The sequence below is a fragment of the Frankia sp. KB5 genome, from assembly GCF_002099325.1.
Taxonomy (GTDB): Bacteria; Actinomycetota; Actinomycetes; order Frankiales; family Frankiaceae; genus Frankia; species Frankia casuarinae.
Map to the genome: position 1 here is coordinate 1 of NZ_MRUJ01000157.1, position 13,373 is coordinate 13,373.

At 70.2% G+C, this 13,373-nt stretch carries 11 protein-coding genes and 1 pseudogene; 10 read left to right on the forward strand and 2 right to left on the reverse strand.

What is annotated here, in order from left to right; all coding sequences use genetic code 11:
* Nucleotides 1–28: 28 nt before the first annotated feature.
* On the reverse strand, nucleotides 29–1,570 hold the full coding sequence (locus tag KBI5_RS15815; RefSeq protein WP_241882949.1) for a hypothetical protein: 1,542 nt from the start codon (nucleotides 1,568–1,570) through the stop codon (nucleotides 29–31).
* Between the two features lie 34 nt (nucleotides 1,571–1,604).
* Here KBI5_RS15815 and KBI5_RS15820 point away from each other — a divergent pair, with 34 nt between their 5' ends.
* From KBI5_RS15820 to KBI5_RS15860, 10 genes are all read left to right on the forward strand, one after another.
* Complete coding sequence (locus KBI5_RS15820) at nucleotides 1,605–1,835, forward strand: DUF397 domain-containing protein (RefSeq protein ID WP_023840443.1); 231 nt, start codon at nucleotides 1,605–1,607, stop codon at nucleotides 1,833–1,835.
* Complete coding sequence (locus KBI5_RS27940; RefSeq protein ID WP_023840442.1) at nucleotides 1,835–2,323, forward strand: hypothetical protein; 489 nt, start codon at nucleotides 1,835–1,837, stop codon at nucleotides 2,321–2,323. The genes KBI5_RS15820 and KBI5_RS27940 overlap by 1 nt, the downstream gene beginning before the upstream one ends.
* A 31-nt stretch (nucleotides 2,324–2,354) precedes the next feature.
* Nucleotides 2,355–2,705: a hypothetical protein gene (locus tag KBI5_RS27945; RefSeq protein WP_023840441.1), complete on the forward strand. Its 351-nt coding sequence runs from the start codon at nucleotides 2,355–2,357 to the stop codon at nucleotides 2,703–2,705.
* Between the two features lie 100 nt (nucleotides 2,706–2,805).
* Nucleotides 2,806–3,987: a methyltransferase, FxLD system gene (gene fxlM, locus KBI5_RS15830; protein WP_085015677.1), complete on the forward strand. Its 1,182-nt coding sequence runs from the start codon at nucleotides 2,806–2,808 to the stop codon at nucleotides 3,985–3,987.
* A gap of 48 nt (nucleotides 3,988–4,035) precedes the next feature.
* Nucleotides 4,036–4,206, forward strand: a complete 171-nt coding sequence (locus KBI5_RS15835) for an FxLD family lanthipeptide (RefSeq protein ID WP_023840439.1) — start codon at nucleotides 4,036–4,038, stop codon at nucleotides 4,204–4,206.
* A 24-nt stretch (nucleotides 4,207–4,230) separates the two neighbouring features.
* Nucleotides 4,231–7,320, forward strand: a complete 3,090-nt coding sequence (locus KBI5_RS15840; RefSeq protein WP_085015673.1) for a lantibiotic dehydratase — start codon at nucleotides 4,231–4,233, stop codon at nucleotides 7,318–7,320.
* Nucleotides 7,317–8,534 carry a lanthionine synthetase C family protein gene (locus tag KBI5_RS15845; protein ID WP_085015674.1) on the forward strand — a complete coding sequence of 406 codons (1,218 nt, stop codon included), beginning with the start codon at nucleotides 7,317–7,319 and terminating at the stop codon, nucleotides 8,532–8,534. The genes KBI5_RS15840 and KBI5_RS15845 overlap by 4 nt, the downstream gene beginning before the upstream one ends.
* Nucleotides 8,516–9,556, forward strand: coding sequence for a thiopeptide-type bacteriocin biosynthesis protein (locus tag KBI5_RS15850; protein ID WP_085015678.1), 1,041 nt, complete (start codon nucleotides 8,516–8,518; stop codon nucleotides 9,554–9,556). Before KBI5_RS15845 ends, KBI5_RS15850 begins: the two co-directional genes overlap by 19 nt.
* A 38-nt stretch (nucleotides 9,557–9,594) precedes the next feature.
* Complete coding sequence (locus tag KBI5_RS15855) at nucleotides 9,595–10,452, forward strand: hypothetical protein (protein ID WP_235187005.1); 858 nt, start codon at nucleotides 9,595–9,597, stop codon at nucleotides 10,450–10,452.
* A gap of 845 nt (nucleotides 10,453–11,297) precedes the next feature.
* Complete coding sequence (locus KBI5_RS15860) at nucleotides 11,298–12,575, forward strand: hypothetical protein (protein ID WP_085015679.1); 1,278 nt, start codon at nucleotides 11,298–11,300, stop codon at nucleotides 12,573–12,575.
* A gap of 342 nt (nucleotides 12,576–12,917) precedes the next feature.
* Here KBI5_RS15860 and KBI5_RS15870 read toward each other — a convergent pair.
* A pseudogene (locus tag KBI5_RS15870) lies at nucleotides 12,918–13,373 on the reverse strand (IS5-like element ISFsp7 family transposase); the annotation flags it as partial.

The following is a 13,373-nucleotide window of genomic DNA, read 5'->3' on the forward strand; positions in this document are numbered from 1 at the left end:
GTCGGGGTTCCGTAGTGGAGGGTCATGGTCACGCCTGGCCCGTGGTCAGTTCGAGGCGGGGGCGTGCCTGCCAGCGGTCCCAGAAGTCACGGACGGGTTCGACGGTGGGGTGGCCGGTGAACGCTATGGCGATCTCTGCGACCCGGTCGGAGACCGAGGCGGTGGGCCGGGTGTCGRGCATGTCGACGACCTTCCCGGCCATGGTCGCGGCTTCGTCGATCTCGGGCTGTTCGCGGGCGGTGAGGCTGGCCGCGAGCGCGAGCAGCGCGTGGCCGTAGTCCTCGAACCCGCCCGCCTGGCCTCCTTCGTAGGCGGCGAGCGCGGCTCGGGCTATCGGCTCGGCCTCGACGCCACCGCCGATCCGGGTCAGGACCCCGGCGTACATCATCTCGGCGGCGGCCGGGCCGAACGGGCTGATCCCGGGCTGCAGCGGCAGGTCCGTGACCGACGTGCGCATCCGGTTCAACGCCGCCCGGGTGCCCTCGACGTCGCCGAGCGCGCCAAGGGCCCGCGCCTCGTAGCTGGCGATCCGGGCCCGGGTGTACGGGTTGTCCGCCACGACCGCGGTCTTCCGAGCCGAGACGGCGGCTTCCTGGTAGCGGCGGCCGTAGAACGCCAGCGTCGTCACCATCTCCCCGACCGACGCGGTCAGCACCACGTCGTCGGTCTGGCTCGCGTGGTCTTCGGCGAGGCGGATGAACCGGCGCGAAGCCAGGGTGTCTCCGAGGTTGAACGACAGCCGCGACAGCATGTAGGAGGCGTAGCCGGCGGCGACGGTGAGCCTGGTCTGCGGGCGGGCCCGGCCACTGCCGTTCATCAGGTGGTGGTGCGCCGACTTCCACGTCTTCCACACCTTCGGCGCGAGCCGCTGGTGCGGTTCGACGGTGAACGCGACGGTGTGCGCGTTGATCGCGTCGTCGATCTCGTCGAGGGTCAGCACATCGGGGGCGGACGAGGTCCACTCCCGGTACATCTGGGCGGCGACGAGGCTCGCGGCGGCGAGTTCGAACGCCTGCCGACGGTTGGCGTCCACGGGTTCCTCCTGCCTGCTCGGGTCGAGCCCCAGGTCCCGGGCCCGCTTCTCCCTGACAGCTTCGTCCCGCAATCGCCGGATGGCTCCCGCTGCGGCCAACGCCGTGTCCAGCGCGTCCGCGAGGTCCGCGGACGGGATCTCCTGGCCGTTGACGGCCCGAGAGATCTGCTGGCGTTTGAAGCCGGTGCGGGCTTCGAGCCGGCTGTTGTTGGTCCGATGCTGATCACGCAGTGTCCGCAGCAGATCGGCCAGGTTGGCGAGTGCGTCGTTTCGCTGACCAGCTTGCACCTTCGGCCTCCCCGTCGACGCCTTCGCAGGTGGGTGCAACGAGCTGTTGCATGCACGCAACGAGCCGTTGCGTTCTGTTGCTCCGTTTGGGCGCAGTGTGTCATGGGTGCTGCGCGCGGTGAACACGCCGATCCGGTCCCGTCCGTTCCACCAGCTCAGGGCGGATGAACCCCGGGTCGTGTCGTGTCGCCGCTTCTGCTCCCGCCGGGCCTGGGCCGAGTCGTGCGGCCCGGGTTCGGCGGGCTCCACCCGTCCACACCGATCGCATCGTTTCGAGGAACCCGTGTCTGTTGCGCCCACCGGCATGCCTGTCCCGGCCGTCCCACGATGGCGGCGCCCGTCCACGCTCGACCCGACGGTGCCCGATGCCGTCGAAGTCGCCCTCGACGGGCACCGTGTGTTGATCAGGTCGAGTCTGGGCCCGTCGGTGCGGACCACCCCCGGCGCGTTCGGGGACTTCGTCCGTGCGGTCAAGCGGGGCGAGTACGACGACCTGCTCGGCGAGGTGGCGTGATGCCTGCTTCCACGCAGGCGTCGATCGCGCTGCTGCACACGGCCATGGTCGACCTTGTCCTGGCGAAGGAGCCCGTCTCCGCCCCGGTCGTAGCCGCGTTGAGGGCCGTGCCCCGGGACCTGTTCCTGCCCGACGCCGGCACCGAGGAGGCCTACAAGGACGACGCCGTCGTCACGAAATGGGATGTCTACGGGGCACCGCTCAGCGCRGTGTCGCGGCCCTCCACCGTCGCGGCGACGCTCGAGCAGCTCCGGGTCGAACCCGGCCAGCGGATCCTGGAGATCGGTTCCGGTGGCTACACCGCGGCGCTGCTGGCTGAGCTGACTGGGCCAACCGGCCACGTCACCACCATCGACATCGACCAGTCCGTAGTCCACCGCACCCACGCCTGCCTGGACAAAGCCGGCTACACCGACGTCACGGCACTGATCAACGACGGGTACTTCGGGTTCCCGCTCCGCGCCCCCTACGACCGGCTCCGCAGATGACCTGCCGAGCCTGGACCTGTGGCTGGCCACCGTGCAGCCCACCTACGGCCGGCTCCACGGCACCGACGCATCCGCAGGAGCCGAACTGCCTGCGGATGCGTCGGCCGGGGTGTCTGCCTGCTGGTCGGACGACAGCCTCGCCTTCCTGGCCTTCACCCCGACGGGCGGGACCGGCGTGGAGATCGGGGTTGTCGCGTACGGCCCCGACCGGTACCGGCTCGCGGACCTGCTCACCCACGACGTCCGCGTGTGGGACGCCGAGCGGCGCGGTGGCCCGGACCCCACCATCCGCGTCTACCCCACCGATGCCGGCCGCGCCTCGGCGCCGGCCGGACGGCTCCTCACGAAACCATCAGCCCAGCTCCTGATCACCTGGGGCTGAGACCCCACCATCCGACGATCGCGAGAGGAGAACGGTGTTGAGCGACGTGCACGGGCATCATCGACCGCCCGGAGCCGACGGGGAAGCACGCGCTGAGGATCTGCGGGCCCGCCTCGTGGATGACCTCGTCGCGGCGGGTTCGATCAAAACGAAGGAGGTCGAGGCCGCGTTCCGCGMGGTGCCGCGGCACCTGTTCGCTCCCGAGGTGTCGCTCCAGGACGCCTACGCCGACGACATCGTGCGGACCAAGCAGGACCAGCACGRCATCACCGTCAGCTCGGTCTCCGCTCCCTGGCTGCAGGCCACGATGCTCGAACAGGCCGGGATCAGCCCCGGCATGCGGGTCCTCGAAGTCGGCTCCGGGGGCTACAACGCCGCCCTGATCGCGGAACTCGTCGGCCCGACCGGTGCGGTGACGACCATGGACATCGACGCCGACGTCACCGAACGAGCCCACCACTGCCTCGCAGCGGCAGGCTACGACCAGGTCCACGTCGTGCTGGCCGACGCCGAGCACGGCGTCCCCGAGCACGCGCCCTACGACCGGATCATCGTCACCGCGGGCGCCTGGGACATCCCACCCGCCTGGACCGATCAGCTCGCCCCAGACGGCCGGATCGTCGTTCCCCTGCGGATGCGGGGGCTGAGCCGGACGGTCGCGCTCACCCCCCGCGACGGCGTTCTGGTCAGTCTCGACCATCAGATGGCCGGCTTCGTGCCCGTGCGCGGCGACGGCGCCCATCCCGAACGCCTCGTCCCGCTTCACGATGCCGACGTGGGCCTGCGGTTCGACGAGCAGGCTCCCGAACTCGACGCCGCCGCACTGCGGGCCGCGCTACTCTCCCCGCGGGTCGAGGCGTGGTCGGGAGTGCGGTTCGGCGGGATGGAACCGTTCGACGGGCTGCTGCTGTGGCTTGCCAGCAGCCTCGACGACTACGGCTTGCTCTCCCGCGCCCGTTCCCCGACCGCTCGAGAGCTCGTCGACCCCGTCTCCCCGATCGGCACGCCCACCGCCGTGGAAGCGGACAGCTTCGCCTACCTCACCCTGCGAAAGGTCGAGGACGGCGACGACACCTACGAGTTCGGCGCCTACGCCCACGGTCCCCACGCCGCCCGCCTCGCCGGCCTGGTCGTCACGCAGGTCCAGGCCTGGAACCGAACCCACCGCGACGCGTCGCCGGCCACGATCAGCGTCCACCCGGCCACAACTCCGGCAGAGGCACTTCCGCCCGGCCGGGTGATCGCCAAGCGCCACCGCATCGTCGTCCTGAGCTGGTCCTGACCAACACAGCGACGCGTTCACCACCCCTTCCGAAGGAAAGGCATCGCCATGACTCCTGCCCACACAACCGCCCCGGCCCCGCTCCCCCTCGCCGGCGACTACGACCTAGACGTCGAGATCGTCGACGGCGGACCCGTCATCCCCGAGCTGCTGCGCTCCACCAGCGACAACTGCGGCAAGACCTGCTCGTCGGCCTGCACCAGCTGCAAGCAGAACTGAACCTCCGCCGCTGAGAGGTGCGTGATGTACCGCAGCCTTGACGTTCCGCTGCTACGGATGGCCGTGGTCCCCACCGATGTCGACCTGCCCCCATGGCCAGACCTCGACGACACCACCGACAGCGCAGTAGCCGGCTGGACGGATTGGCTGCGGGACATCTGGGCACGGCCCGTGTTCGCCGACGCGATGACACTCGCCAGCCCTTCACTGGCGGCGCGGGTCGCATCGGTCCTCGACGGGCAGTGCCACGATCGGCGGACCGCCCGGCGGGCTGTCACGGCGACAGCCCGCTACGTACTGCGGATGGTCGGGCGCGCCACTCCATTCGGCCTGTTCGCCGGTGTCGGGCCCGCGGATTTCGGCCCGCGGGCCCGCGTCCGGCTCGGCGACGACCACCGGGTTCGCGCCCGGCCGGGCGGCGCCTGGCTCGCCGCGCTCGCCGACGACCTGGAAGCGTTCGACACGCTGCTGCGACGGCTGCCGGTCACCGCCGACGGAATACCAGTCGCCCGAGGCGACCGACTGTTCATCGGCCCTGTCGCCCGGTCCGGCGACGACGCCGGGCCGGAGTCGGTGGTCGAGGTGTCGGTGCGCCGCACCCGGGCTGTGGAGGCGGCGTTGCTCCACGCGGTCAGCTCGCTGCCCGTCCCCGAGCTGGTCGCTCGCCTCGCCGCCGACAAACCCGCTCCCGCCGCCGGCCAGATCGAGACTATGGTGATCGAGTTGGTCCGCCGCCGGTTCCTGCACACGCCCCTACGCCCGGCGACAACCATCACCGATCCACTCAGTGAAGTCGCCGACCAGCTGGCCGCAGCCCGGATTGACGACCTGCCCCCACTCGCCGGCCGTCTCAACGTGATCCGCGACCTACAAGACCTGCTCGCCCACCACGACAACACGCGCTCCGCCTCGCACCGTCGCACGCTGCGCACGCAGGCAGAGGCGCTTCAACGGCGCGTTGTTCCCAGCGCTGACCCGGACCTCGACGTAGGCCTCGTGTTGAACGCGGACGTGGTCCTGCCGGCGGCTGTCGCCGAGGAGGCTGGGGCCGCCGCTCGGGCGCTCGCCCGGCTCACAGGGCCGACCGCCGTTCCCCCGGAGTGGGCGGACTGGCACGAAGCCTTCCTGGAACGCTACGGTCCCGCCGCCCTCGTCCCACTGCTGGAAGCCGTCAACCCTGACACCGGCCTCGGTCTGCCCGCCACCTTCCGCGGCTCCACACGCTCCCACCGCCCCCGCGGGAACGCGGCCCGCGATCAGCGCCTGGCCGCCCTCACGCAGCGGGCGGCCCTGGACGGCGCGCTCGAGGCACGCCTCGGCGACGCCGCCATCGCGGCTCTGGCCGGCGACACCGCACCGGACCGGGTTCCACCGCACGCCGAACTCATCGCCGAGGTCCACGCCAACGACCTGCCGGCCTTGTCCCGCGGCCTGTTCACCCTGCGTGTGACCGGAGGCGGACGCGCCGCCGCAACCACCACTGGCCGCTTCCTGCACCTGCTCGACCCCGCGTCCTTCGACCGGTTCCGCGACATCTACGCCGCCCTACCCACCATGCGGGCCGGCGCGACAGCCGCGCAGGTGTCCTGTCCGCCGCTTCCCGCAGCCACCGTCGGCGTGGCCCGATCACCGCGGCTCACCGACACGGTGATCACGCTTGCCGAGCATCACGACGCCGGTCCGTGCGTGCTGCGTCCAGCCGATCTGGCTGTCGGTGCCGACGCTGAGGGGCTTTACCTGGTGTCGCTGCCCGACCGGCGTCTCGTCGAGCCGTCCGCCGCGCACGCGGTGGAGTTCCGGTACCACACCCACCCGCTGGCACGGTTCCTGTGCGAGCTGCCCACCGCACGCCTCGCCGTCTCCATCCCCTTCTCCTGGGGCACCGCCGGTGGGCTGCCGTTCCTGCCCCGGCTCGTCCATCGGCGCACTGTGCTCGCCCCGGCCCGCTGGCACCTCACAGCCGCCGACCTGCCCGGCCGCGCCGCGTCGGCGCAGGAATGGCGCGAGGCGCTGGCCCGCTGGGGCGGCACGATCCCAGTGCCCACGCGGGTCCAGCTCGTCGAGACCGACAACCGGTTGCGTCTCGACCTGCACGTTGAGGCTCACCTGGCCCTGCTACGCGATCACCTGCACCGCCACGGCTCCGCTCGGCTCGACGAGGACGCCGCTCCAGAAGCCTTCGGCTGGCTCGACGGCCACGCCCACGAACTGGTCATCCCGCTGGCCACCACCGCCGCACCCCTGCCGGGGCCGGCACCGGAGCGCCTCGCGGCAACCGTGCCCGCTGCTCGGTCGGATGCCCAGCTACCCGGTGTGTCGCCGTGGCTGTCGGCCCGGCTCTACGGCCACCCCGACCGGGCCACCGATCTCCTCGCCCGCCTCCACGACCTCTTGGACGCGTGGCCCGACCCGCCCGCGTGGTGGTTCCTGCCGTACCGGGACACCGAGCCCCACCTGCGGCTACGCCTCGCCGTCAACGAACCTGGCGGCTACGGGCTGGCGGCCACGCGGCTGGGAACCTGGGCTGCGGTACAGCGCGAGGCCGGACTGCTGTCGCACCTTCACCTCGACACCTACCAACCGGAGACCGGCCGCTACGGCTATGGCCCGGCGATGACCGCCGCCGAAGGCGTCTTCTCCGCCGACTCCGCCGCTGCCCTCGCCGCCCGCCGTCTCGCCGCCAGCGCCCGCCTGTCCGTCGGAGCGCTCACCGTCGCCGGCCTGGTCGATATGGCCATCGCCTTCACCGGCGCGTTGTCCACCGGCATGCGGTGGCTTCGTGACGTGCTGCCCCACGAGCCTGCCCGCGTCCCACGGGCGGAACGCACCACCACGTTGCACCTGGCCAACCCCGCAGATAGCTTCGCTCATCTGCGGGCCGTTCCCGGGGCGGACGCCGTGCTGTCCGCCTGGCAGCCGCGGGCCACAGCACTGGCCGCCTACCGCGACGCCCTCGCCGCGCAGCGCCCGCCTGACCAGGCCTTGGCCTCGCTGCTGCACCTGCACGTCGTCCGAACCCTCGGCCTGAACCCCGCCGCCGAACAGACCTGCATCGCCCTCGCCCGAGCCACAGCCGCACGCGCCCTCGCGACCACGGAAGCGACCGTCTCATGATCGCCTGCGATCAGGCCGCCGCCACCGCAGCAAGCCTTGCCACCCGCCTCACCGTCCCATCCCCCAGAGAACTCGGGCAGACTGCGCAGTCGCTCGCCGACGGAGCGGCCGGCATCGCCCTCCTGCACGCCGAGCGAGCGCACGCCAGCGCCGAGCGCTGGGAGCCCGTCCAGGCGTGGCTGACCGCAGCCATCTCCGGCCACCTCAGCGTGGCGATGAACAGCTCGCTCTACGCCGGCGCCCCGGCGGTCGCCTTCGCCGTTCACATCGCAGCCGGGCAGACCCGCCGCTACACCGCCGCCCGCACCGCGCTCGATCAGGCCGTCGCCACCATCGCCCACCGCCTCGTCGACGCCGCCAACGCCCGCATCGACCAGGGGGAACCGGGACGGTTCACCGAGTACGACGTCATCAGCGGGCTCACCGGCATTGGCGCCCACCTCCTCGCCCACACCCCCGGCGACGACGCCCTCGGCCGCATCCTCACCTACCTCGTCCGCCTCACCACACCTCTCAACCTCGACGGAGAGGAACTCCCCGGCTGGTGGTGCAGCCACGACCCGTCCCAGGGCAACACTGCCGAATTCGCCGGTGGACACGCCAACCTCGGCATGGCCCACGGCGCCGCCGGCCCACTGGCCCTGCTCTCGCTCGCCACACGCGCCGGGATACGCGTCCACGGCCAGACCAACGCCATCAACGCGCTGTGCGCCTTCTATGACCAATGGCGCCACGACTCCCCCAGCGGTCCGTCCTGGCCACAGTGGATCACCCGTGCCGATCAGCAGGCCGCGAGACCGGCCCAGCCCGGCCCCGCCCGTCCGAGCTGGTGCTATGGCACCCCCGGAATCGCCCGCGCCCTCCAACTCGCCGGCATCGCCACCGGTGACACCACCCGCCAGAACGCCGCCGAACAGGCACTCGCAGCCTGCCTCACCGACTCCACCCAACTCGCCCACCTCACCGAAGCCGGACTGTRCCACGGATGGGCAGGCCTCTACCAAACCGTCGCCCGCGCCGCCGCCGACGCCACCACCGACACCCTCAGCCGCCACCTGCCGACACTCGCCGCTTCCCTCCTGCTCTGCGCCCTTTCGAGCAGCGGGCGGGCTGATGGGCTCCTCGAAGGAGACGCCGGCATCGCCCTCGTCCTCCACAGCGTCGCCACCGGCGCACCGGCCACCGGATGGGACAGATGCCTGCTGATCCACTGACCGTCCCCAGCCGAGACATCGGCACCGAACAGGCCGTACTCGCGGTGCTGGCCGGCATCCCGCTACCCACTGCGGCAGCCCATGCCGCCTTGCCTCCCGACCAGCTCGCCGCAGCTGTCGCCACCTACCAGGCGGCAGGTCGCGCCGCGCTCGCAGTCCAAGGTGCTGCCTGGTTCCAGGTGCGTGTCACGTTTCCCGAGCCAGCGGACGCAGAGACCGTCGCAGCCACCCACCTGGCACCTGTCCTACGCCACGCCCAAGCCGCCGGCGCTGTCGCCTCCTGGTGGTTCGTGCGCAAGTCGCCCGACTGGCGGCTACGGCTCTCTCCAGCCAGTGGCCAATCTGTGGCGGATCTTCGTGCCACCCTCCGCTCCGCCTTCGACGACCTGACCGCGGCCGGAACGATCCCCACCTGGGCGGAAGGGATCTACGAGCCGGAGGAGTACGCCCTCGGCGGCGAGGTCGGCACCGACGTCGCGCACCGGCTGTTCACCGCTGACAGCGGGCACGTCCTCGACCGCATCCACAGCGAGATCACCAGCAGGACCCCGCCGACTCTCGGCCGCCGCGAACTGTCGATGCTGTTGATCGGCACGCTGCTGCGCACCGCGGGCCTGGACTGGTACGAACGCGGCGACGTCTTCAACCGTGTCAGCCGCCTACGCCCTCCACCAGCAACATCACCCACCGCTGCTGAAATTCAACGGCTGGCCACCGCTCTACGCAGGCTGCTGACCGCCGACACCGACCCGGCAGGCGACCTGTTCGGCGCGGACCGACCGCTGGCCAACCTGGGAATCTGGGCCAGCGCCTTTCACAATGCCGGTCGGGCCCTTGGCCAGGCCGCATACGMCGGGACCCTGCGCCGCGGGCTACGCGACGTCCTCGGCCACCATGTGATCTTCCACTGGAACCGCCTCGGCCTGAATGCCGAGACCCAGGGCGTACTCGCCGCCACAGCGCGCGAGACAATCCTCCGCGCTCCCGCACTCCCCGAAGCGCTAACGCCGCAGGCACGCTGATGTGGCCGCCGCCGAACGACGCAGACACCGTCACCCGCATGCGCGCAGCGCACGAACGCGCCAGCGCCGCCCTCCGGGTCACGGTCGACCGGACCCAGGCTGAGGAAGCGTGGGGCTTCGCCGGACGAACCCTCGGCCGACCGGTAATGACCCCCGACAGCCCAGGCTGGCTACGGATCGCCGCCACCGAAGCCGGACAGCAGATCACCACGTTCTGGGACGGCGGACGCACCGCACAGCAGGCGCTGCCAGCATCCATCCCACGCCCAGCGCTACGCGCGATCCACGACCATCACCACGACGGCTGGGACTACCGCGCCGAGCTATACGACCGCGTCCACGTCCGACCTCTCGCCGTCACGACCGTGCCGCGGCGGCTCACCGACTCACCGAAAGGGCAATGGTTCCAGGCACTGCGCCGTTCCTTCCGCATCCTCGCCACGGTCTCCACCGACCGGCGCACCATCGAGCAGTCCTACCTCGACGACGTCATGCCCAGGATGCTCGGCGAACCGATCACCACCGAGGCGCCCGCACCGTGGGTAACCGCGCACGGAGACCTGCACTGGGCCAACCTCTGCGGCCCCACCCTCTGCATGATCGATTGGGAAGGCTGGGGCCTGGCACCCTCCGGCTACGACGCCGCCACCCTCTACTGCCACAGCTTGCTCATGCCAACGCTCGCCGCACAGGTTCAGGCGCGCTTCGCAGACGCGCTCTCCACCGAGAGCGGCCGGTACGCCGAACTGGCCGTCATCGCCGAGCTACTCGACACCGTCCCCTCCGGCACCGGTATCGATCATGCGGGGCTGCTGCGTATCCGCGCCACACATCTTCTCCGCCGCGCCATACCCCGCCCGAGAGAAGGCACCGTCACGAGGCCAGGTCAGACATGACCCACCGCAACGGCCATGCTCGGGAACAGCTCCACTGGGCAGCGTTCCGGGCCTGCGCTGGGGCCGAGTATCTGCCCCCAATGCCTGGCGGACGGTGGTGGACAGCTCTGGACCCCCAGGGCTCGCCAGAACTGGCCCACGAGAAATCTCATCGCCACTGTGCCGGGAGGTGAAGCTGTCTCGCACCCGGTGGAGACCTGCAGGCAAGTCTCGCTATTAAGCGGAGGATCCCACATCAGCCAGAAGATGATCTGACGGTGATCTGACTGTTGTTGCGTATGCAACTTCTGTCAGATCACCGTCAGATCTCTACGGCCCTGGTCTATCTGCCCCGTGGCTGCGCTCCGGACAGCCTCCGCAACCCACGATGGCTCGTCGTCCCAAGCTTGCCCGGTCCGGCGAGCTCAACCTGTCCGCCGAGCCCGCGAAGTTCGAATGTTCCACTCGGAGGCCAGGAAGATCACCGAGTAGGGGCGTCACCCGGAGGGCCGGTCCGCCGTCGATGGTTCGCATGCTGCCTGATCAACGACCATCTGGGCAGGCTTCCTTGTCAGCACCCGTCGATGCCCTCCCGTCTTCAAGGACACTGACGGGCCCGCCGTGCTCAAGGGGCAGCGCGCCAGCACTGTCCAGATGCCGGCCGCTACGAAGACGGTTGACCCGCTGAACTGTCCGGATTCCAACGCGTGCTGGAGACGCGGCGGTCCGGGGCCGGAAGGGGCGGCGGCGTCCACCGGAGCCTCGCGGGATAACCAGCCTCGATCTGTCGTGACCGCGAGAAATCGTCGGGACGTGAGGATACGGTAGCTGAGCGCAAGGTTGTTCCTGGTTCGGAGGGGGTGCCGGTGGCCACGCGGCGGGGGCTATTCGCCGAGTTGCAGTACCAGGCAGCGCAGGCCGAGAAGCGGCAGCGGCAGCAGAGGGCTGCGGCCCACCGTGCACTCCTTGCCGCTGAAAAGGAAGCCGCGCAGAAGGCTCGGGCCGCTGAGCGCGCAGCCRCCGCGGCGGCCAAGGCGTCCACGAAAGAACAGGCCCGCTTGCTGAAGGAAGCAGGCCTGCTGTACGTCGCGGCGCGATTGAGCGAGGTCGGGTCGCTGAATGCCGATCTCGCGAGCACATTCGAAGAGATCGACGGCATTCTGGCCACGGCGCTCCTGGTCGACAGCTATGTTGATCTCGAGGCCTTGAAAGTCACGACCGTCGTGCATCCACCGTTCGAGCCCGGTGCTCTCGCAGTCCCGACACCGCCCGTTGCTGCTCCTGTGTACCCGGCGGAACCCGTCTACCAGGAGCCGCAAGTACCGGGAGTCCTATTCGGGGCGAAGAAAAAACATGCCCAGGCGATCGCTCAAGCTCAGACCACGCACGAGCAGGCGCTGCGGCGGTGGCGGGAACAGGTGTCAGCGATACGGACGGCGCATGTCTCCGCTCTGGAGCAGCGGCAGCGTGCCGAGGATGCTCGCCTGGCGAAGCTCGCCGCGGCGCGGGCGGTCCACGTCGAAGCGTGTCGTCGGAGAGACGCCGACGCCGACGAGCGGAACCGGGGACTCACCAGACTGATCAATGATCTCGCCTTCGACGTCGAGGCGGCGATCCGCGAGTACGTCGGGATCGTCCTGTCGAACTCCGCCTACCCGGATGCATTTCCAGTCACTCACGACTACGAGTTCGATCTCTCCAGCAGGGAGCTGCGTCTGGCAGCCGCTGTCCCTGAACCATCCGCAGTCCCCTCGGTCAAGGAGTACAAGTACGCCCCGAGGAAGGACGAGATCTCGTCGACCAAGCTGCCGGCGACGGTCCAGAAGGACCGCTACGCGAGCGCCGTCTTCCAGACCGCCGTACGCACGCTGCACGACGTCTTCGGCGCCGACCGCCAAGGAAAGATCCACTCGATTGCCCTGACGGTCGGGGTCGACCGGATCTCGCCTGCGACCGGGCTTCCGGAGACCATCCCGCTCGCGATCGTCGCTGCAGACCGCGCAACGTTCCGCAAGTTCCGGCTCGACCAGGACGAGATCGTCCCTCAGAAGACCCTCGAGTACCTCGGCGCGGCGCTGTCCCCTTCGCCGTTCACTCTCAAGCCCGCCGACGCCTCCCGCGGCATCAGGCAGCGTGGGCAGTGACCATGCGGTTCAACCCACCGCCAGGCTGGCCCACACMCCCCGAAGGCTGGACTCCCCCACCAGGTTGGGTTCCAGACCCATCTTGGCCCAGGCCGCCCCACGGATGGCAGCTCTGGCTTCCGGGGCCCACCGTCACGTCGCTCGGGACCGGCGACGACCTTCTCATCCGATCGGAACCCGGAGTCCAGGAGTTCTCGCTCGAAGGCGCATCCATGTCATCCGGATCCGAGACCAGCGAGATGCCGGTCGACAGCGCCGCGCTGATGGCTCGCATCACTGAGCCTTTCCCGGTAACGATTCGTCACGTGACGTGATCGCAATGGTGTGTTGGTGTGTTGGGTGTCAGGCGGTTCTGCGGTGCTCGGTGTGGAGRATGACGAGGGCGGCTTTCACGACAAGTCCGATCTTCCAGGGGTCGATCGTGATGTTGTGGAGGAGTCGGAAGGTGCCTTTGAGCAGGGCGTTCGCGCGTTCACCGACGGCGCGTAGCGCGTTGTGGATCCGGTTGTGCGCTTTCTGTYCGTCGGTGAGGGTGCCGCCCTTGGGCTTCTTGTACGCGGTCGCGAGCGRCCCGGCCGGGTTGCCCAGCCCTTCGTAGCCGAGGTCGAACAGCACCTCGTGCAGGTCGGCGGTCCACTCGGCGAGAACCGGCAGCGCCCCGGAGGCTTTCAGGGCGGTCGAGTCGTGCTCGCGGCCGGGCCGCACGTCGGAGACCCACAGTGGCCAGCCGTCGTCCGGGGCGGAGAGCACCTGGATGTTGCCACCGTGGTTGGAGATCGTGCCGGACCACCACAGGTC

Coding starts and splice junctions, on each gene's coding strand:
- KBI5_RS15835 (WP_023840439.1), top strand. CDS start 4,036: ATGACTCCTGCCCACACAACCGCCCCGGCCCCGCTCCCCCTCGCCGGC.
- KBI5_RS15840 (WP_085015673.1), top strand. CDS start 4,231: ATGTACCGCAGCCTTGACGTTCCGCTGCTACGGATGGCCGTGGTCCCC.
- KBI5_RS15855 (WP_235187005.1), top strand. CDS start 9,595: ATGCGCGCAGCGCACGAACGCGCCAGCGCCGCCCTCCGGGTCACGGTC.